This window comes from Oceanobacillus kapialis (genome assembly GCF_044790185.1).
Classification (GTDB): domain Bacteria; phylum Bacillota; class Bacilli; order Bacillales; family Amphibacillaceae; genus Oceanobacillus_B; species Oceanobacillus_B kapialis.
In genome coordinates this window covers 25,406-45,056 of the sequence record NZ_CP085256.1, presented here as the reverse complement: position 1 = coordinate 45,056, position 19,651 = coordinate 25,406, and the positions used below count along the sequence as shown (strand labels likewise).

Annotated in this window: 22 protein-coding genes, 1 tRNA gene and 1 other RNA gene; 5 read left to right on the top strand and 19 right to left on the bottom strand. The window is 40.6% G+C overall.

The genetic code is table 11. The annotated features are described in order from the left end of the window. The 11 genes from LG273_RS00235 to dnaX all read right to left on the bottom strand — a co-directional run bounded on the left by LG273_RS00235 (window position 1) and on the right by dnaX (window position 8,306). Window positions 1–1,431, bottom strand: a complete 1,431-nt coding sequence (locus LG273_RS00235; RefSeq protein ID WP_404456956.1) for an aminotransferase class I/II-fold pyridoxal phosphate-dependent enzyme — start codon at window positions 1,429–1,431, stop codon at window positions 1–3. 94 nt (window positions 1,432–1,525) lie between these two features. Next, window positions 1,526–1,717: a sigma factor G inhibitor Gin gene (locus LG273_RS00230; RefSeq protein WP_379560768.1), complete on the bottom strand. Its 192-nt coding sequence runs from the start codon at window positions 1,715–1,717 to the stop codon at window positions 1,526–1,528. Window positions 1,718–1,796: 79 nt separating this feature from the next. After that, complete coding sequence (locus LG273_RS00225; protein ID WP_404456953.1) at window positions 1,797–2,504, bottom strand: hypothetical protein; 708 nt, start codon at window positions 2,502–2,504, stop codon at window positions 1,797–1,799. Beyond that, the gene (locus LG273_RS00220; RefSeq protein WP_404456950.1) at window positions 2,501–3,208 is read right to left on the bottom strand and encodes an ABC transporter permease; all 708 of its coding nucleotides are present in this window, start codon (window positions 3,206–3,208) and stop codon (window positions 2,501–2,503) included. The genes LG273_RS00225 and LG273_RS00220 overlap by 4 nt, the downstream gene beginning before the upstream one ends. Beyond that, on the bottom strand, window positions 3,205–4,062 hold the full coding sequence (locus tag LG273_RS00215) for an ABC transporter ATP-binding protein (protein ID WP_404456947.1): 858 nt from the start codon (window positions 4,060–4,062) through the stop codon (window positions 3,205–3,207). The genes LG273_RS00220 and LG273_RS00215 overlap by 4 nt, the downstream gene beginning before the upstream one ends. Next, a complete protein-coding gene (locus tag LG273_RS00210) occupies window positions 4,059–4,667 on the bottom strand; it encodes a TetR/AcrR family transcriptional regulator (RefSeq protein WP_404456944.1) in 609 nt (202 codons plus the stop codon). Before LG273_RS00210 ends, LG273_RS00215 begins: the two co-directional genes overlap by 4 nt. Window positions 4,668–4,824: 157 nt before the next feature. Beyond that, window positions 4,825–5,091, bottom strand: coding sequence for a pro-sigmaK processing inhibitor BofA family protein (locus LG273_RS00205; protein ID WP_379560773.1), 267 nt, complete (start codon window positions 5,089–5,091; stop codon window positions 4,825–4,827). A gap of 191 nt (window positions 5,092–5,282) precedes the next feature. Next, window positions 5,283–5,498: a YaaL family protein gene (locus LG273_RS00200; RefSeq protein ID WP_379560774.1), complete on the bottom strand. Its 216-nt coding sequence runs from the start codon at window positions 5,496–5,498 to the stop codon at window positions 5,283–5,285. A 17-nt stretch (window positions 5,499–5,515) separates the two neighbouring features. Continuing rightward, entirely contained in the window at window positions 5,516–6,112 is a 597-nt protein-coding gene (gene recR / locus LG273_RS00195) for a recombination mediator RecR (protein WP_379560775.1), read from the bottom strand. A 119-nt stretch (window positions 6,113–6,231) separates the two neighbouring features. Then, window positions 6,232–6,552 carry a YbaB/EbfC family nucleoid-associated protein gene (locus tag LG273_RS00190; RefSeq protein ID WP_379560776.1) on the bottom strand — a complete coding sequence of 107 codons (321 nt, stop codon included), beginning with the start codon at window positions 6,550–6,552 and terminating at the stop codon, window positions 6,232–6,234. A 59-nt stretch (window positions 6,553–6,611) separates the two neighbouring features. Then, entirely contained in the window at window positions 6,612–8,306 is a 1,695-nt protein-coding gene (gene dnaX, locus LG273_RS00185) for a DNA polymerase III subunit gamma/tau (protein WP_404456938.1), read from the bottom strand. A gap of 299 nt (window positions 8,307–8,605) precedes the next feature. Between dnaX and LG273_RS00180 the strand changes: the two genes are divergently transcribed. Continuing rightward, the gene (locus LG273_RS00180; protein ID WP_404456935.1) at window positions 8,606–9,172 is read left to right on the top strand and encodes a beta-class carbonic anhydrase; all 567 of its coding nucleotides are present in this window, start codon (window positions 8,606–8,608) and stop codon (window positions 9,170–9,172) included. 81 nt (window positions 9,173–9,253) lie between these two features. Here LG273_RS00180 and ffs read toward each other — a convergent pair. After that, window positions 9,254–9,519, bottom strand: an RNA gene (gene ffs, locus LG273_RS00175) — signal recognition particle sRNA large type. Between the two features lie 78 nt (window positions 9,520–9,597). Further along, window positions 9,598–10,071 carry a tRNA adenosine(34) deaminase TadA gene (gene tadA / locus LG273_RS00170; protein WP_404456932.1) on the bottom strand — a complete coding sequence of 158 codons (474 nt, stop codon included), beginning with the start codon at window positions 10,069–10,071 and terminating at the stop codon, window positions 9,598–9,600. A gap of 77 nt (window positions 10,072–10,148) precedes the next feature. Here tadA and LG273_RS00165 point away from each other — a divergent pair, with 77 nt between their 5' ends. Both LG273_RS00165 and LG273_RS00160 read left to right on the top strand, forming a co-directional pair. Continuing rightward, window positions 10,149–10,682 (top strand): isochorismatase family cysteine hydrolase, encoded by a 534-nt coding sequence (locus LG273_RS00165; protein WP_404456929.1) that lies wholly within the window; start codon window positions 10,149–10,151, stop codon window positions 10,680–10,682. A gap of 64 nt (window positions 10,683–10,746) precedes the next feature. Then, entirely contained in the window at window positions 10,747–12,036 is a 1,290-nt protein-coding gene (locus LG273_RS00160) for a glycosyl hydrolase family 18 protein (RefSeq protein ID WP_404456926.1), read from the top strand. Between the two features lie 162 nt (window positions 12,037–12,198). Here LG273_RS00160 and LG273_RS00155 read toward each other — a convergent pair whose 3' ends face one another. From LG273_RS00155 to LG273_RS00135, 5 genes are all read right to left on the bottom strand, one after another. Then, window positions 12,199–12,714: a type 1 glutamine amidotransferase domain-containing protein gene (locus LG273_RS00155; protein WP_379560783.1), complete on the bottom strand. Its 516-nt coding sequence runs from the start codon at window positions 12,712–12,714 to the stop codon at window positions 12,199–12,201. Window positions 12,715–12,838: 124 nt separating this feature from the next. Continuing rightward, on the bottom strand, window positions 12,839–14,554 hold the full coding sequence (acsA, locus tag LG273_RS00150; protein ID WP_379560784.1) for an acetate--CoA ligase: 1,716 nt from the start codon (window positions 14,552–14,554) through the stop codon (window positions 12,839–12,841). A 232-nt stretch (window positions 14,555–14,786) separates the two neighbouring features. Continuing rightward, the gene (locus LG273_RS00145) at window positions 14,787–16,016 is read right to left on the bottom strand and encodes a dicarboxylate/amino acid:cation symporter (protein WP_379560785.1); all 1,230 of its coding nucleotides are present in this window, start codon (window positions 16,014–16,016) and stop codon (window positions 14,787–14,789) included. 288 nt (window positions 16,017–16,304) lie between these two features. Further along, window positions 16,305–16,628, bottom strand: coding sequence for a hypothetical protein (locus LG273_RS00140; RefSeq protein WP_379560786.1), 324 nt, complete (start codon window positions 16,626–16,628; stop codon window positions 16,305–16,307). A 323-nt stretch (window positions 16,629–16,951) separates the two neighbouring features. Further along, window positions 16,952–17,024: transfer RNA gene (locus tag LG273_RS00135), tRNA-Arg, on the bottom strand. Window positions 17,025–17,243: 219 nt separating this feature from the next. On the opposite strand from LG273_RS00135, the gene LG273_RS00130 reads away from it, so the two are divergent. Together LG273_RS00130 and LG273_RS00125 are read left to right on the top strand one after the other, a co-directional pair. Next, window positions 17,244–17,885, top strand: a complete 642-nt coding sequence (locus tag LG273_RS00130; RefSeq protein ID WP_379560787.1) for a deoxynucleoside kinase — start codon at window positions 17,244–17,246, stop codon at window positions 17,883–17,885. Between the two features lie 24 nt (window positions 17,886–17,909). Next, window positions 17,910–18,593: a deoxynucleoside kinase gene (locus tag LG273_RS00125; RefSeq protein WP_379560788.1), complete on the top strand. Its 684-nt coding sequence runs from the start codon at window positions 17,910–17,912 to the stop codon at window positions 18,591–18,593. A 187-nt stretch (window positions 18,594–18,780) separates the two neighbouring features. Here LG273_RS00125 and proC read toward each other — a convergent pair whose 3' ends face one another. Further along, on the bottom strand, window positions 18,781–19,644 hold the full coding sequence (gene proC / locus LG273_RS00120; RefSeq protein ID WP_379560789.1) for a pyrroline-5-carboxylate reductase: 864 nt from the start codon (window positions 19,642–19,644) through the stop codon (window positions 18,781–18,783). Between the last annotated feature and the right edge of the window lie 7 nt (window positions 19,645–19,651).

Genomic DNA, 19,651 nt, shown 5'->3' with positions numbered 1-19,651 from the left:
TTAAACTTCTCCTTCTGCTGATGTTGAGAAAATGACTATCCTTTCAGCATCCCTTTGCTGCAATCGCACCCCATTTTTCTGGAGCTCTGTTATATGTTCAAGCTGTTTTTTTGTAATACGCTCTCCCTTAAGTATAAGCGGTATTCCCGGCGGATACGGAATAACAGCTTCTGCCGCTATATGTCCCGGTGCCTCCTGAAAAGACACATGCCTTGTTTCCAACCGTTCCATTTTTGTATAAGGAATTGCCAGCTCAGTTATTGATTCAAGCCCCGCTAAAAACGGCACTATATCTATTGTATCATGCATTCGACTTTTTTTTAATTGCTCATCAACTGTTTTTATAGCTTTTTTCAATGTTTCAATCTGTTGAAATGGTGCTAAACCGTGAATAAACAAAAGTTGGTTATCTGTATGAAATTCTGGATAGATGTTCTGTTGTTCGAACAATTTTGCAACTTTTCTGGCAGAATGTTTCACGTGTAACGTCATTTTTAACGGGTCCTCGGCAGGAACAATTGTCCAACTATCCGCCTCTTGGAAAAGAGCCTTTACCTTCTCTACACTTTTCATGATAGCCACCCTATTCTCAGAGGATATCGTTGCCAGAAATGATCTGGCAATATCCAAGGAGGCCATCAATGGATACGAAGGACTACTGGATTGTAATAGCTGCAAATAATGGGACAATCTCTCCTTTGATACGATAGAAGATTTATGATGAAGAAAAGATGCCATCGTCATAGCAGGTGCCATTTTGTGTGCAGATTGTACGACCACATCCGCTCCTAACGTTAAAGCACTTGCGGGGAACGGTTCTCCCAGTGAGAAATGCACACCGTGTGCCTCGTCGACCAGTACAGGAATATGGTAATCATGCGCAAGTTCAATCATTTCCTTGAGGGGATAGGTTTTCCCGAAATAATCCGGATAAGTCAGGATCAAAGCCTTTGCATCTGGGTGTTTCTGAAGTGCCGCCACGAGGGTAGTTTCGTTTGGATTCGTAAAACGGTCTACCTCCTTCTCGTATTGCGGAGAAATGAAAACAGGGTCAGCGCCCCTCAATTCCAGCGCATTCATAATCGATTTATGGCTATTACGCTGCACAATCACTTTATCTCCAGTTGAACAAGCAGCCATAATCATGGCCAAATTCCCTGCTGTACTTCCACCTACAAGAAAATACGTATGGTCTGCCTGAAAATATTCTGCTGCAAGGTTTTGTGCCTCTGCGATCGGCCCTTCAGGTGCATGCAAATCATCCAGTCCAGGTAACTCAGTCATATCTAATTTTAAAATAGCATTGTAGAAGCTTCTTGCTGTTTCCGGAAAAACAACCCCGTTTTTGTGCCCTGGCACATGGAACGAGATGGGATCATGTTGGCTAAATTGTTGTAGGGTTTGATATAAAGGGGTTAATCGCTGATTCATGGTAGAAAGCTCCTTTTTTATACGTTACGTCCTGGCTTTTATTTAATATTACCACAAACAAAAAAGCCTTTGCCCGAAGCAAAGACTTATGTATCTATGAATATAGTTTTGGTTTGGTTGCGTTTTTTAGTTTCTTTACATAATAGTTATATTTCTCTTCCCGCGGTTCTGTGTGTATCATATTATGCTCGCATTCGGTACAAATGAACGTCGTGTATAAATGGATACCTCTTGCCTTTTCTTCTTCACAAATTCCACAGCGCTGTAAATATGTCGCTTGTTCCATCTCCCCACCTCCGTTAGAAACTAGTATCTCCGAATCTAACGAAAGATATACAAGAAATCTTTGAAAAAATGAAATGCTATTAATCTGTTTTTCTAAGAAATCGCTTGGTTAGGAAGAGGATACATAAAACGTTTATTAGAACTCCCAAACATCCAATTAAAAGGACAACACTCAAATTACTAGCCTCTACAAAAAACAGCTTGGCTGCCCAAAAGGTAGGGAGGATCCCTCCCACAAAGTGCAAGGGCCCTGGTACAAAATAAATTACAATTGGAATGAATACGAGCAACCCAACACCTTTAGATAACGCTAAGCCTTCAATTTTATTTGCAGCCATGGCCACAAGACATAGACTTATAATGGGAGCCCCCATCGCAATCAACGGTATTACCAAGGAAGTTGCCGATACAGATAGAGATACTGGACTTGCCCACTCTAAATACAAAACTCCATACAGCACCGTTAACACGCCAGGTAGCAACAAGCGGTAACAGAGGTAGCCCTGTTTACGTAAAGGAGTCACGGCAAAAAAATCAATCATGCTCTCATCCCGCTCATCTAACATCATAAACCCAGCCATAATGCCAACTATTAAAGGAATTAAAAGAATAAAGAAGCTTGCCAGAAGTTCGTTATAGGCTGATAAATCATATTCCACCACAGCAAAAGGTATCATGAATCGAACAAATAGAATTAACAAGAAAGGTCCTACAAGCGAAATCAATAACATCGGGTCCCTGTATATTTGCTTCATATCGGATTTTATTAAATAATAGAGAGCACTCATAATGTTTTGCCTCCACCAGCTTTATACATAATCAGTTTATAAAAAGACTTTCTCGCCCATAGAAAAGCTACGATATTCCATCCTATCAAAATACCTATAGCATAAAGTGCCTCGATTGCATGGATTGGAAAAAACACAGACCCCATTAAAAGTAAGGCCCCTTTGGTTGGCAAAAGCATAAAGAATATAGTATCGCTACCCACCAATTCTAGTAATGGGAGTAAAAAAATCAGGCTATAACTGGAGGACATGAGAAAGAAGCCGTTTAATGTATGACAGCGAACCGCCACCCCAAGTCCAAGAATGGTAAAAAACATCGAGGTCATAAATACCCCTAGCAGGAACAGGATTAAATGTTGAGAAAGCCCAAAGACACTTATATGAATGATAAAGCTTGTTAGAACCGACAATACGGTTAGGGATAATGCTTTGGAAAGAATATATTCTTCCACTTTGTAGGGTGTTATGAAAAGATTGTCTAAAATATTTTGGTTCCGCTCCAAAAGTACGAGTCCACCAATAAAGAAAAAACCTAACACGCCCGGATCGGAAAAGGTAATCAAAAGCCCAGCTATCTCTCTAAATTGTTCCGGAATCTGATGGAGGGCGATAATATAAAACATACTAACAAGTATATAGGTAGCGTAAAGCCCATGGCGATGCTGTATTTTAATGTCGTAGAGAAAAGCAGCATGGAATCTCATTTTAGCCCCCTGCCAGTCACACGAATAAATATATCTTCAAGTGTTGCCTCCTGGGTATGGATGGTCTCTACATTATTTGTTTGTAGTATGGATAAAAACTCATTATTTGTGCCAATTTTATGTAAGTCAAATTCATTTGTTTCTAAGCTTTGATCTTTTTCACGATACTCCACGCGTACTTTCTTCGTGTTATGCAGCACTTTTAGGTTTCTTGGTGAATCAATTAATGCAATTCTCCCATCCACTATAAAAGCCACTCTGTCACAAATCTCATCAGCCGTACTCATATTGTGTGTGGTAATGAGAATTGTCTTCCCTTCTTTGTTTAAGCTCCTAATTTTGTCTTTAACCTTTTTAGCATTAAGGGGATCCAAGCCTGATGTTGGCTCATCAAGGAAAAGAATATCCGGTTTATTTAATAATGCTCTACATAAATTCAGCCTCATTTTCATTCCCTTAGAATAAGCGGACACCTTCACCTTAGCGGCTTCCATTAGCTCCATCTCTGTAAGCAATTGCTCTGGTTCACAGGTTTCGCCTGTGTAGAGGTTACGGAATAAAGAGAGGTTCTCCATTGCCGTAAGTCGCTGATAGAAATTAGGAAACTCAAAAGCAACCCCAATTTTTTCATAATAGGAGCGTTTTACCTCGTTCACCTCCTGCTCAAAAATACGCACGGTTCCTTGATAGTTTTTTAACATCCCAATTAGAATCTTCTGGGCAGTACTTTTCCCAGCACCAGAGGGCCCCAGGAATCCAAATATCTCTCCTTGTTCTATGGAGAAGTCCATCCCTTTTAATGTTGGTTCCTTACGCCCTGGATAGGTAAAACACAAATCCTTCACATCTATCATTTCTCCTGCTCCTTTATTAAGCCATTCGAAATAAATGTAACGAGTAACTCCATTGTTTCCTCAAAACGTTGCTCCCCGATGTGCTCTTTTTGCAAAAATAGTAAGAAGACCATACGTAATAATTGAATGATCACCTCAGTGTCTTCTTCTATGATTGCTCCCTGCATTTGTATTTTTTTAATCAGTGGGGTGAAGAAATCCATATCACTGCTTGTAAGATGTGCAACTTTTTCCTGCGGTAATTTCCTTATTAAAGACTCCATAACACCTTCCGCAAATAACTGACGAATAAATTCATTGGTTTCCATGACCGAGAATGCTTGCAATAAAAATGCTTTAAAGCTTTTTCTGGTAATTGGACTAGACTGGAAAAAAGGCAGGATAAGCTGTTCTCTTATCTTCTCTTCTTCTTGTTCTAGAATATCAAGGTAAAGTTCTTCCTTACTTGCATAGAAGTTGTAAAAGGAACCTTGGGCAATCCCTACTGCCTTCGTTATGTCAGAGATACTCGTTTTCTTAAGGCCCCTTTTGGCAAACAAGTCTCTCCCCTTTTGCAGGAGCTCTTGATTGATCCACTCCTTTTCCTTTTGCCTGAACTTCGGCATCTTACCACCCCAATTTGAATATATGAATAATATTATTTTATATTCATATAATAGTCTGGAAAGTGGAGTAGCGTCAAGCCTTTTAGTTAAATAGAAAAGCTGCCCTAGCTAAATAATGCTTTAACCAAGGACAGCTCTGTAACTTTCACTATTACATTTACGGAAGAATGAACAAATGAATGGCCGCTAATGAGCCTAGTCCAAACAAACCTAAAAACCCAGACACCATTACGGTAAATGCATTAATTGGAATGTGCAGGCCAATGGCGCCACCAAATACATTGAAAAAGAACAAAAATAAAATCCCAATTCCCAGTTTTACTGTCCCCTGTGCCAAAAAACGCATTGGTTTGATAGGGGCTCCCACTAGTAACAAAACGATAATAAGTGCAACCATGATTGATATAACAATTGTAGAACTCAACCTAATTCCCTCCTTGTCCACTCTTTAGTACATATGAAAAAAGAGGGCAAAAAAGAACCTTATTATTAGAGTCGAAGCCTTTTCTATGCAATCACGACCCAAAGCTCTGACTAAATAAAAAGACAAGGTTCCTGACGGATTCCCTTGCCTATACAAAATATTAATTTGCTATTCTGTGAGACTCTTTGTGGTTAGCGGTAGCTCATGGCACTGATTTTTCGATGCCTTGCCTCTCGGAGTAAGAATAAATAGTTTGCCTGGGCAAGGGCTTCTCTGTTTACTGCATGTGCCGGTCTTTCAATGCTTTGGTCAAGCAATGAAGAAATATGCTTCCATTCGCTTTCCAACCTGAAAATTGAATTCAATAATTGCTCATCTATATCGCTCTTTTTAATCTTTTTTGCCATGTGTCCCACCTAATCCCCTACAAATCTCTTCTGCCTTCCAGTGCCTTCGATAAGGTTACTTCATCCGCATATTCTAGATCGCCTCCGACTGGCAACCCATGGGCAATACGTGTTGTACGCACTCCTGATGGTTTAACAAGGCGGGAGATATACATTGCGGTTGCCTCTCCCTCAATATTAGGGTTTGTCGCAAGTATAAGCTCTTTCACCTCTTCATCTTTAAGACGGTTGATCAAGTCTGGTACATTAATATCTTCTGGGCCAATTCCGTCCATTGGAGAAATTGCCCCATGTAAAACATGATATTTACCATGGAATTCCTTCATCTTTTCCATTGCGATAACATCCTTAGGGTCCTGAACCACGCAAATAATCGATCCGTCTCTTGATGTATCCTGACAGATGGAGCATGGATCCTGGTCCGTAATGTGGCCACATACCGAACAATGCGTTAATTCACGTTTGGCATTTACGAGAGCCTTGGCAAAATCCATCACGTCATCTTCTTTCATATTCAAAACAAAAAATGCCAGTCGGACAGCTGTCTTCGGTCCAATCCCCGGCAATTTTGTAAAACTGTCAATTAGTTTAGAAATTGGTTCTGGATAATACATCATTTTCCTCCTAGAAGCGACACACAAGCAAGGACTTGGATTAATAGATGCTTATCCATTCCTTACCAGTTGGCCAGCATGCTGCCACCTCGCTTCAAAGGTGGCAGTTCTGGTTAAAACTAGAACATTCCAGGCATATTTAATCCTTTAGTAAATTGTCCCATCGTGTCATTCGTTTTATCTTCAATTTGTTTAAGCACATCATTTGTTGCAGTAAGAATTAAATCCTGAAGCATTTCAATATCATCTGGATCTACAACTTCTTCCTTAATCTGCACGTCTGTGATTTCTTTTTTACCATTTGCAAAAACAGTAACCATTCCACCACCTGCTGACGCTTCAAACGTCATTTCATGCAGCTCATCCTGTGCCTGCATCATTTTCTTTTGCATCTTTTGCATTTGTTTCATCATTCCGCCCATATTTCCCATACCTTTCATGGAAAAACGCCTCCTTTAATTTAAACTTGCTAGCATTATCTTACCAAACTTTAGTAAAGCTAATCATGTATTTCAATCAGATCATCTCCAACGAGCTTTCTGGCTTCCTCTACAAGTGGATCAACCTGGGGTTCCTCTGAATCATTACTCTTTTCTTGCTTACTTAAATAATCTGCTCTAATTTCCTGCCAGTTCATCTCTGGTATCGGAATGATAGTCAGCTGCTTGCTCAGCACACTTGCCAGCACGGATTCCACCGTTTCTCTGTTATCAAGGAATAAAGAGCAGTGAATCTCGTACTTAAACGCAACAACAATCGCCTGATCTGAAGCTGCGACTGGCTTGCTATCCTGTATGGTAGCATGAGCTGGAGCATTTGATGATTTAAGTCTGGAAAGGAAATTGGCCCATTGACCGTGCACATTTTTTAAAGCTGCTTTTTCAGCCTGCTTTAATACATCTCGAATACGCTCATTCGGAATTTTATAGCTGTTTTTCGTAGCCCTGGCTTGCGGTCTCCGCTGTTCTCTAGGAGCAGCAGCCTGCGCAGCAGCTGGAGGGTTTTGTTTTAATGCAGCTACTTCCTTCTCTAAAGTCGCGAGCTTACTCGTCAGTTTCATAACCGCCTCAGAGTCAGCCTGCTTTTCCCCAACGGGACCCTCTACCTGTTGCGGGGCATTTGTGAGTGATAGAATAGCGATTTCAATAAATACTTTCGGACTGTTCGTCCACTTCATTTCTTGCTGGCATTGATTCATTTCCATAATCGCCTGCCGTACCCACTGAATGGAAACAGCTTCTGCCAGAGAAGTAAAACTTTCATCTGTTCTTGCTCGCTCTAACAATCCCTCAAGGGCTGGGGCGCTTTTGAACAACAGAAGATCACGCAGGAAGTAAATCATGTCATAGACAAAACGGCCTGGGTCCTTCCCTCGGCTAATTAATTCGTCCAACTGCTTCAATGCATGCTGTACATCTTGTTGATACATGGATTGCACTATATCGGTCATGATCTGTTGAGACACTCCGCCTGTAACAGCAAGGACATCCTCCAGTTCTACCTTCTCCTCACTATAGGAAATGGCTTGATCAAGGATGCTTAAGGCATCACGCATTCCGCCTTCTGCAGCGAGGGCGACGGTATCCAATGCTTCCTGAGAAACAGCAATCCCTTCCGCTTCTACAATTGATTGCATACGTTCCACAATCGCTGTATTCGTAATTGGCTTAAAATCAAACCTTTGGCATCTTGAGAGAATGGTTAGCGGAATCTTGTGTGGCTCTGTTGTTGCAAGAATAAAGACTACATGCTTTGGTGGCTCTTCAAGTGTTTTTAAGAGGGCATTAAAAGCATTCGTAGAGATCATATGCACTTCATCGATTATATATACTTTATAAGGAACAGAGCTGGACGCGTACTTTACCTTATCCCTTATATCACGGATATCCTCCACACTTGTGTTGGAGGCAGCGTCAATTTCAATAACATCTGAGATAGACCCATCCTGAATCCCGCGACATGCCGCGCATTCATTACAGGGTTCCTTTACAGGCGCCTGTTCACAGTTTATTGTTTTGGCAAAAATCTTTGCAGCACTTGTTTTCCCTGTCCCACGTGGCCCAGAGAATACATAAGCATGCGAAAACTTCTCCTGCACAATCGCATTTTGAAGTGTACGTGTAATATGTGTTTGTCCGACGACGTCCTGAAATTTTCTGGGACGCCAAACGCGATACAATGCCTGATAGCTCATAATAAAAATCCCCTCTATGATCTCTTTTTAATTATACTCTATTTACAGGGTGAATGTGAACCATAGCGAGCGAAGAATTACGAACAAAAGGTAGGGGTGCTTATTTTTACAGGAAAAGGGGTCTATGGTTAATTGGAAGACTGCCTGCCATGGTTCAAATTTTGAACCATGGTAAATTAATAAATGAACTCGTGCCTGACTCACTATAGTCATCTCTATTTTTCTTCTAGTTAATTCTGTTTTGCCTGCTTCCTATTTTCCTATATAATATATACAAACTTGCTTGAAGGAGACTAATAATGACTATTTTACAAGATATTTTATCCTATAATGAAGAATTTGTAGCTAATAAAGAATATGAAGCCTATCAGCGTGGCAAAGTTCCTAATAAACGTTTATTAATTCTAGCCTGTATGGATACCAGATTAGTTGAGCTTTTGCCAAAGGCAATGAATGTTAGGAATGGCGATGTTAAAATTTTGAAAACAGCAGGGGCCCTTGTTTCCCATCCTTTTGGCAGTATCATGCGTAGTATTTTGGTTGGTGTTTACGAGCTAGGCATTGACGAAATTTGCGTCGTCGGACACCATGACTGTGGCATGGCTGGAATTCAAGTAGATAAAACCCTTCAGAAAATGAAGGATCGTGGCATAACAGAGGAAAAACTAGATACACTCCAGTATTCCGGTATAGATTTTGAAGAATTTCTAAAAGGTTTTGATGATGTGGAAGAAAGTGTAAAACATAGTGTTTCCACCGTTAACAATCATCCATTATTACCAACCGATGTCCCGGTGCATGGACTAGTCATTAACCCAGACACAGGAAAACTAGATCTTGTTGTCGATGGATACAAAGCTGAGTAAGATGAAAAGCATAGAACGAAAGGTGAACATAAAGAAAGCCTTCAATCCATAATGGATTGAAGGCTTTCTTATTTATGTATGCCGTGCACCCATCGTTGATTTGACAACCCTATGCGTTACCTAAGTTCATGGCTCAGCCCAGGCGTCCCCGCGGCACACAGAGATAACCACTTACTGCTGCTTCCTTCCGGACCTGACAGGGTTCGTGGGTCCCTGTTGCGCAGGACCTGGACGTCAACACCAATCCCTTAGGGCAGACCATAAAGTCGCCAAACCTAGGATGGGAATTCGGCCTCGCTATAGCGGATTGCGAGTACAGGGCACCGCTACCTCCCCGCTTAGCACGACATTACTTATTATAACGACTTTCTTAATAGAATGCAATGCTTGTCCTATGCAAAAATATGGGAATAGATCAAAATCAATTAATCCTTCTCATTTCTCTTTTGTTTTCTTAGCCCACGAAAGAAATCACGCAACAGAGAACCACATTCCTCTTCCAACACACCACTAGTCACCTCAACCTGATGGTTAAAGCGTTCCTCCTCTAATAAATTCATCAACGTACCTGCACAGCCTGCTTTTGGATCAGGCGCACCATATACAACCCGTTTAATCCGTGACTGCACAATGGCTCCAGCGCACATAGGACATGGCTCCAGTGTCACATAGAGGGTGCAGTCTTCTAAGCGCCAACTTCCAATTTTTTTATTTGCTTCCTCTATTGCAATGAGCTCTGCATGTGACAACGTAGTTTGAGAGGCCTCGCGTTCGTTAAAACCAGTAGCTATGACCTCATCTTGAAAAACAATGACAGCACCAATGGGTACCTCCCTTTTAGCTCCTGCCTTTTTTGCTTGTTTCATTGCCTCATACATATACTTTTCATCCATGTTCATACATAACACCTTCTTAAGTTTGAAATAATTCAAATAGGCAATACATAAAATATGTCGTAAAAAGGAGCTGCTATTTTATGAAAGCGTCACTTGATAATACAGCTGTATTATTTGTAGATATTATAAACCACTTCGACTTTGATGGTGGCGACGATCTACTCGCCAATACAAAAGAAGTTTTACCGAATATGAAAAGACTGCGTCAATATGCCAAAGAGAATGATCTACCAATTATTTATATAAACGATCATTACGGTTTTTGGCAGGCAGATTTCAAGAAAATAACAGACTTCTGTCAGAATGAAAAAAGCCAAGAAATAATCGACGCGATTGGACCAGACGAGGATGATTATTTTCTTATTAAACCACAGCATTCCGGGTTTTTCCAGACTCCTCTTCAGGCGCTGTTAACAGAACTTGGTAAAAACCACTTAATTATTTCCGGTTTTGCCGGTGACATTTGTATCTTGTTTACAGCTAAGGATGCGCATATGTATAAATTTGATTTACAAATTCCTAAGAACTGCATGGCTTCTGAAGACAAGCAAACAAACGATTATGCCCTGTATCTAATGGAATCTGTAATGAAAGCAGATATCGAACCATTCTAATAGCATAAAAGAACCCCCTTCTTCATATTTTGTCAGTAGGACATCTATGAAGGAGGGGATTTTTATGCAAATTCACGTGGTCGAACAAGGACAGACCTTGTATGAAATAGCAAATACATATAGCACTTCAATCGCTGCCATAACAGAAGCAAATGAACTGGATGCACCAAATAACCTTGTTGTAGGGCAGGCGTTAGTAATCCCAATAATTGGCCGCTTTTACTTCGTTCAACCAGGTGACAGCCTGTTTTCAATTGCTCAACGATTTAATACAACACCAGAGGAGCTGGCCCAAATCAACCAATTTCCTATTGGGAATGTTCTTCCAGTAGGATTCCGCCTATACATCCCTCAGCAGCCACAGAGAAGTATTCAATCCGCCGCATACATTGAGCCGATGGGCGACACAGTCTCACAAACATTAGAAACCGCTGCAAGAAAAAATTCACCCTATTTAACGTATCTTTCTATTTTCAGTTACAACGTAAACCGAGATGGTACCTTAACACCTCCACCACTTAATGGCTTAACAGATATTGCTGCAGAAAATAATACCGCCCTAATGCTTGTGGTAACGAATCTTGAAGAAGGAGCTTTTAGCGCAGAGCTCGGCCGTATTATATTAACCGTGCAGGCAGTTCAAAATACCTTGCTGGACAGCATCGTAAATGTAGCAGAGGAAGTCGGATACACAGATGTTCACTTTGATTTTGAATTTCTTCGTGCGGAGGATAGGGAAGCCTATAATACATTTTTACGGAGGGCAAAGGAGCGCTTTTCTCAAGCGGGTTTAATGATGTCTACTGCACTTGCTCCCAAAACAAGTGGAACACAATCCGGACAATGGTACGAAGCACATGATTACGCTGCACATGGCGAAATTGCAGACTTTGTTGTCCTGATGACCTATGAGTGGGGCTATAGCTACGGACCGCCTCTAGCAGTTTCTCCTTTGGATGAAGTAAGACGTGTAGTGGAATATGCGCTAACTGAAATGCCTGCTGAAAAAATTATGCTTGGACAGAATTTGTATGGGTATGATTGGACACTTCCATATGAAGAAGGCGGAGAGGCAGCACGTGCAGTAAGCCCCCAGCAAGCTATTACAATTGCCAGAGAGAATAATGCAGAAATACAATTTGATCCGGGATCACAAGCACCCTTTTTCATCTATACAGATAATGAAGGAAATCAGCATGAAGTATGGTTTGAGGATGCCAGATCGATTCAGGCAAAGTTTAATTTAATTAAAGAACTAGATTTACGAGGCATCGCCTATTGGAAGCTAGGCCTGTCCTTCCCGCAAAATTGGCTCTTACTCAACGATCAATTTGATATAGAAAAAATAGTATAGTTTCCTGTCCAAAAATAGATGTACGAGAAGGGTTAACCGCATGGCTTTTCGAACGATTATGGGGAAAGTTAGAATATGACCTGAGATCTCCTTACTTTTTTAGTGATTGCATACTTAAAAGGGCTGGAACGTAACGTTCCAGCCCATCTTAGTTAACTTCTATTATTTTAAAAGGTTTAGGGATTCGCGGTTAAATGCCGGGATATCATCTGGCTGACGGCTTGTAACCAGCTGATTCTGGCATACTGCTACTTCCTCATCCACCACTGTTGCACCAGCATACTCCATATCAACCTGAATGGACTTAAAGCCTGTTGCTTTGCGTCCTTCTAATGTTTTTGCTGTAATGAGTAGCTGTGGACCGTGGCAGATTGCGAATACCGGTTTCTTTTCATCCATAAAGTGTTTAGCAAACTTCACAAAACGATCATCTGCACGTAATTGGTCTGGTGAAAAACCACCTGGGATGAATAATGCATCGAAATCGCTTGGATTTACATCATCAATGCCATAATCCACTGTTACAGTTTCTTCATTATTTTTCCCTGTAACTTTAGCACCTTTTTCCTTTTCAATGGTAACTACTTCATGGCCAGCATCTTTAAATGCTTTAGCTGGATCCGTGTATTCTACATCTTCAAACATGTTTGTAAGCACTGTTGCGATTTTTTTACCCATGAATTATCCGCTCCTTTTAGTAGTATTACATAAATAGATGTTCCCATTTTGTTGAAAATAAAACATTCTGCATGGGTAATTACCGCAAAAAACACGAGGTACACACACCTCGTGTTTTCATTGATTATTCTTCTAATGTTGATGTATCGCCTGTCGGCAGGCCAAGCTCCCATGATTTTAGAAGCCTACGCATAATCTTACCACTTCGCGTTTTAGGAATAGCATCCTTTACTTCTATTTCTCTTGGTGCCGCATGTGCACTTAAACCTGTTTTTACAAATTGGCGAATATCTTCAAGCAATTCTTCAGATTCCTTATATCCATCATTTAAGGTAATGAAGGCTTTTATAATCTCTCCGCGTTCCGGATGCGGTTTTCCTATGACACCTGCTTCAGCTATTGCCTCATGCTCAATAAGCTTACTCTCTACCTCAAACGGGCCAACACGTTCACCAGAGGTATTAATGACATCATCCAAACGCCCCTGGAACCAGAAATAACCGTCCTCATCCTTATAGGCACTGTCACCGGAAACATACCAGCCGTTGATGAAATAACTTTCAAATTTGCTTGGATTGTTCCAGACTGCCCGCATCATTGATGGCCAGCCTTCCTTAATGGCAAGATTCCCCATTTGCTTTGCCGGTACTTCGTTTCCTTCGTTATCGATGATCGCAGCTTCAATCCCTGGGACAGGTTTCCCCATAGACCCTGGCCGAATCTCTTCTGAAGGAATATTCGCAATTAAAATGGCCCCTGTTTCTGTCATCCACCACGTATCGTGAATCCGCAGATCAAATGCTTTTAATCCCCATGTAACCACTTCAGGATTTAGTGGCTCTCCAACACTTAAGATGTGACGCAAGGAGGATAATGCAAACTTATTTGCAACATCAGCACCAGCACTTACGAGCATACGTAAAGCTGTAGGAGCAGTATACCATACACTCACTTCATGCTTCTCAATTGTGCCGTACCAATCCTCAGGAGAGAATCTTCCTCCTCTTATAACATTGGTTATACCATGCAACCATGGCGCAAAAATTCCATAGCTTGTGCCTGTTACCCAGCCAGGATCAGCCGTACACCAATAAATGTCATCCTGTTTCAGATCAAGCACCCACTCTGCTGTAGCATAATGCTGAATCATCGCATTATGGACATGGTAAACACCTTTTGGCTTACCAGTTGAACCAGAAGTGTAATGCAAGAGCATGCCGTCTTCCAGATCTACCCACTCAATGGAAAAAGCATCAGATGCCTGCTCCATTTCTTTTTCATAATCCACATATACAGGCGCGCTTTTCTCACCTTCACCGACTAAGACAATCTTTTCAAGACTCGGTAAATCATCCTGTGGGACACGCTCTAGCAAGTCAGGCGTTGTAATTAACACCTTTGCCTCACTATCCTGTAATCTATCACGTACAGCTTGCTCCATAAATGCCTCAAACAAAGGACCAGCAATTGCCCCAACCTTTAAAATACCGAAAAATGCAGCATAAAATTCCGGACTGCGCGGCATAAAGAGAAACACGCGATCGCCCTTATTGACGTCATGCTTTTTTAACACATTAGCAAACCTATTACTTAGATTGCGCAGCTCCCCAAAGGTTAATCTCTCCTCTCTGCCCGGAGCAGTATATAAGAGGGCTGTCTTATTTTGCTTTTGCGGGTCCTCAGCATGGCGGTCAATCGCTTCATAAGCTGCATTCACCTTTCCTGTTTCATGCCAAGAAAAGTTACCTTTTACTTTATCCCAAGAAAAATTTTGCTTCACTTGCTCATAATCCTTTAAATTATGATCCCCTTCTCTTGACGGTACTTTCTGCATATCCATCCAATCACCCCAGCATTCAGTTTTTTGTAAACGATTGCATTTAACGATTCGAATTGTTAAAAGATTTAGGTAACTAACCCTTATTTTAGAACATTCACAGAATTTTTTAAAGTGATTAGATAAAAGTTTCGGTGAATTAGCCCATTAGTCGGAGAGAGCCCTTATAATAGGTACAGATAAGCCATTGAAAAAGCAAAAGCACCTATCGTCAACACGACAGGTGCTTCTTACATCAAGTAGCTTTTGCCTTTTCTTCTTTTCTTCTATCACTCTCTGAAATGATATAGGCACACACAGCGTCACCAGTAATATTAAGAGAGGTCCGCAGCATATCAAGCAAACGATCGACCCCAATAATAAGGGCGATACCTTCTACTGGAAGGTTGACTTGATTTAATACCATGGCGAGCATAATCAATCCCACACCCGGAACCCCTGCAGTACCAATGCTTGCAAGTGTAGCAGTTAGGATAATCATCACAATATCACTTACACCTAGTGATGTAGCATAGACCTGTGCAATAAACACGGTAGCAACTGCCTGCATAATTGCTGTACCATCCATGTTGATGGTCGCACCTAATGGCTGAACAAAGCTGCTAATAGACTTGCGAACCCCTAAGTTTTCCTGTGCAACCTTCATCGAAACAGGTAGTGTAGCACTAGAACTTGAGGTACTAAAACCTAATGACATCGCAGGGAAGAAGCCCTTGAAAAACTTTATCGGACTTGCCTTACCGATTCCCCAAATGGCGAGACTATACGTGATCGCTCCGTGTAATACAAGGGTAAGGATAACAGCAACCATATACATCACCATTGGACCAATGGCATCCAGACCTGCATCCCCAATAGCTGAGGCAATTAGAGCAAATGCCCCGTATGGTGCCAGTTTCATAATCGCATTAACTAGAAAGATTAAGAGATCATTCGCTTGTTCAAACAATCGATAAATACCAACCGTTTTCTCCCCTAGTATAGCTAGACCAACACCTATGAATATAGCAAATGCAATAATTTGCAACATGTTCCCTGACGACAACGCTTCAATTGGATTCTCAGGGATTATATTTATTAGTGTATCCATAATTGGTGGAGCTTCCTGTGACTCATACTCGACATTACTTGTATCAAACGATCCTGCTTTTCCTGGTTCCAAAACATAAGCGACTCCCAGCCCTATCACAAGAGCAATCGCTGTTGTAACCATATAAAACAGTAGTGTTTGAACACCAATTTTACCTAATTTGGCTGGATCTCCCAGCCCCGCTGTTCCAAGTACAATGGACACGAATACAATCGGAACAACAATCATCATGATTAGGTTTAAGAAAATCTGCCCAACAGGACCTAATAAGTAAGTATCTAGCGGGCTATATAAAGATGACGGTGCAAAACTTAGACCAATCCCTGTAATGACACCAAGGACAAGTCCAATAATTATTTTTTTTGTTAGACTCATAGCCTTAATTCCCTTCTATGTGTTTTTCTTTAGTTACATGGAATGTTTTGGTGTATGTGGAAGAAAGTTTGAAATGATAATGGATTTGGCGTATCCAAGCAGGAATGTACAAACTGTACAAGGTATAGACTACCAGTATATTATATTTTACCATGTTTTTCTCCAACCGAAAATGGTAATATAATCCCAGTTTCGTTGTTCAAGTAATTCTTGCTAGCTTAATAAGTAGCTAGCTATAATAAGGAAATGGTACTCTCAGTTGAACGATTATTATTAACTTTAGTACTTTTATTTAGTCATCAAAGAAGGGGCGAACACAATATTATATTTTCCATTTAATTCGTCCTTAACTTTCTCTGTTATCTTTAAGCCTAACTCATTATGTTGTTTTTCTATGTGTACAGCCCTATCTATCAAAATATCAGACTCCCAATCTACCCAATTTCCATATTCATCTATCCATAATCTTAACGTTTCCTTTAGAGAATCTGAGACCTCTACTTTATCCATATCTAAATTATACCCACAAATCGCACACCATAACGGATCAGCACCCACATCAGCTGCGACTTTTATGTTAGTTAATGCTTTGCAATTACATAATAAATTCATATATTACTCAACCCTTTTTTAAATTTAAAAATCCATAAATATTATACCGTAAAACAATGTATAAAATGGTTAATTTTTCAGTATAAGGAAAATTATAATTGCTACTTTCTCAGCATGTTCTTATCATTGTTTCTTTTTTAGCTGTTGTTTAAGTTATGACATAACTTTTTAAGCCAACGCAAAAACCCCCTTCCCTTTAAAAACGGAAAGAGGGCGTAAAATAATGCCTCTACTATTCGACAATGTATGTTTTAAACCGTGGGACGAACGTTAAGGAGTGAGTCACTATCAACGTTTACAACTTCAGTCAGTATAACTTTTGATGCCCCCGGCAGGATTCGAACCTGCGACACACGGTTTAGGAAACCGATGCTCTATCCCCTGAGCTACGAGGGCCCGAAAAAAACAGTGATCACGCCGATGTTGCCCTAGCAAGGGTTTTATAATTCGACGTCCCTTAGAATGGGCGCTAAGCTTTTTTACACGGTACAAATCATTATACAAAAACGAATACCATTTGAAAAGCGTAACATTTTTTTCACATGGTATGGGGTACAGTTGTGTGGTAAAATATAATACATCTTGTTCAATGGATTATAGATTGGAGGAATAGCCATGGCAGGAGTTCCTTTTATCGCAATAGAAGGACCGATCGGGATTGGAAAGACGTCCCTAGCTAAAAAACTTTCTGTTCATTATGACTTTCACTTGTTAAAAGAAATTGTGGAGGAAAATCCTTTTCTCGGCAAATTCTACGAGGATATTGATGAGTGGAGCTTTCAAACGGAGATGTTTTTTTTATGCAATCGATTTAAACAACTCGAGGATATCGAGAAAAAATATCTAAATGAAAACAAAGCCGTAATGGCTGATTATCATATATCGAAAAACATGATTTTCGCAAAGCGCACCTTACAGGCAGATAAGTTTGATAAATACGAGCAAATTTATCATATTCTCACAAATGATATGCCTGTTCCGAACATGATGATTTATCTACATGCTAGTCTTGATACCATTATGGAACGAATTCGCATGCGTGGCCGTGATATTGAACAGAACATTAAAGCATCCTATCTCGCCCAGCTTGCACAGGACTATGAGGATTATATGAATGAGTTCGAATTGTTACATCCAAACATTCCAGTGATCCGAATCGACGGCGACAAGATAGATTTTGTAAAACATCAGGATGATCTTGAAGGAATTATAGCCCAAGTCGACAAACAGCTGCAAAGCTTTCGTGCAATGAAATGATAGATTAAAAAAGGAGAACTACCAATGAACTTAAGAGAAAAATATCTTATACCGAATGATAGCATCATTACGATCGCTGGAACTGTTGGTGTCGGGAAATCAACGATGACAAAGGCCTTGGCAAATGCACTACAATTTAAAACATCCTTTGAAAAAGTGGACACCAACCCATACTTGGAAAAATTCTATGCAGACTTCGAACGCTGGAGCTTCCACCTGCAAGTATATTTTCTAGCTGAACGTTTCAAGGAACAAAAGAAGATCTTTGAATACGGCGGTGGCTTTATTCAGGATCGTTCCATCTATGAGGATACAGGCATTTTTGCTAAGATGCATTATGAAAATGGCACCATGTCCAAGACGGACTATGAGACGTATACAAACCTTTTTGAAGCAATGGTCATGACTCCATACTTCCCACATCCCGATCTACTAATTTATTTGGAAGGCTCGTTTGACGAAGTAGTGGATCGCATTCAGGAACGTGGGCGAGAGATGGAAAAGAGCACTCCAGTATCTTATTGGGAAGAAATGTACACTCGTTATTCAAATTGGATTGATAACTTTAATGCATGCCCGATTTTACGCATTAATATCTCGGATTATGATTTAATGAAAAATGAGAACTCCATAGAACCAATTCTAGAAAAAATCGGTCATTTCATTCAACAGTCCAGACGTTGGAAATCAAGAGAAGTAGTGAAGTAAAAATAGCAACAAAAAACACCCTATTGTGTAGTGAAACTTTCCACACAATAGGGTGTTTCTAGCTTACAAGAGAATCCAAATAGCCACCAAGACAATGGCCAGTATAGCCCAGAAGAAAACCTGCTTGTTAAGTCCTCTGTTCGAATTTCCCACCAAGTCAGCCTCCTAAAAGTTGTACTCCATTCGCTTAGTCGTTCTTTTTACCAAGCTCAATAGAGCGGTCCCTTGCACTTTCTACACAGCTCATCACTATACGCTGGAAATCGTTCTCTTTTAAAGTTTCGATACCAGCTTGCGTGGTTCCTGCAGGACTTGTTATTTTTTCTCGCAACACGTCTGCTGCATCACCTGATCGCTTCAGCATTTCCCCTGCACCACGAACGGTTTGGGTAATCAAAGCCTTTGCTATTTCCTGATCAAGCCCTGAATCAACGGCAGCCTTTTCCATTGCTTCTACCATATAGTAGATATATGCAGGCCCACTACCAGAAATCCCTGTCACAATATGCATATCCTCTTCTTCCACAATGACCGTTGTACCGATTGTATCGAACAACTCCTGGGCCGTAACTATATGCTCTTCTTTTGCAAAGGCACCTGCTGAGATGGCTGTTGCAGAATAACCGATAGAAGCTGATGTATTTGGCATGGCTCGAATGACAGCTATATCCTGTCCAGTGAGGGAGGCAATATATTCCGTAGAAATTCCAGCAATGACAGAAACAAGCAGTTGATCTGGTTTGATATGTTCCTTAATCGATTGAACTGCTGCTTCCAGGTCATACGGCTTTGTTGCTAGTACAATCACATCTGCGTCCTTCACGACATCCGCCTTATCTTGCATGCTGGTTATTAAATATTTTTCCTCAAGACGCTCTACACGTTCTTTATTACTTTTATTCGTTACAATAATATCATCTTTATCCAATACGTTTGCCTGAACAATACCAGAAATAATGGATTCAGCCATCGAACCTGCTCCGATAAATGCAATCTTCTTCATTTTCCATTCCTCCTTTAAATTTTCATGCGTATAACTAAAAAAACTCACGCCATCC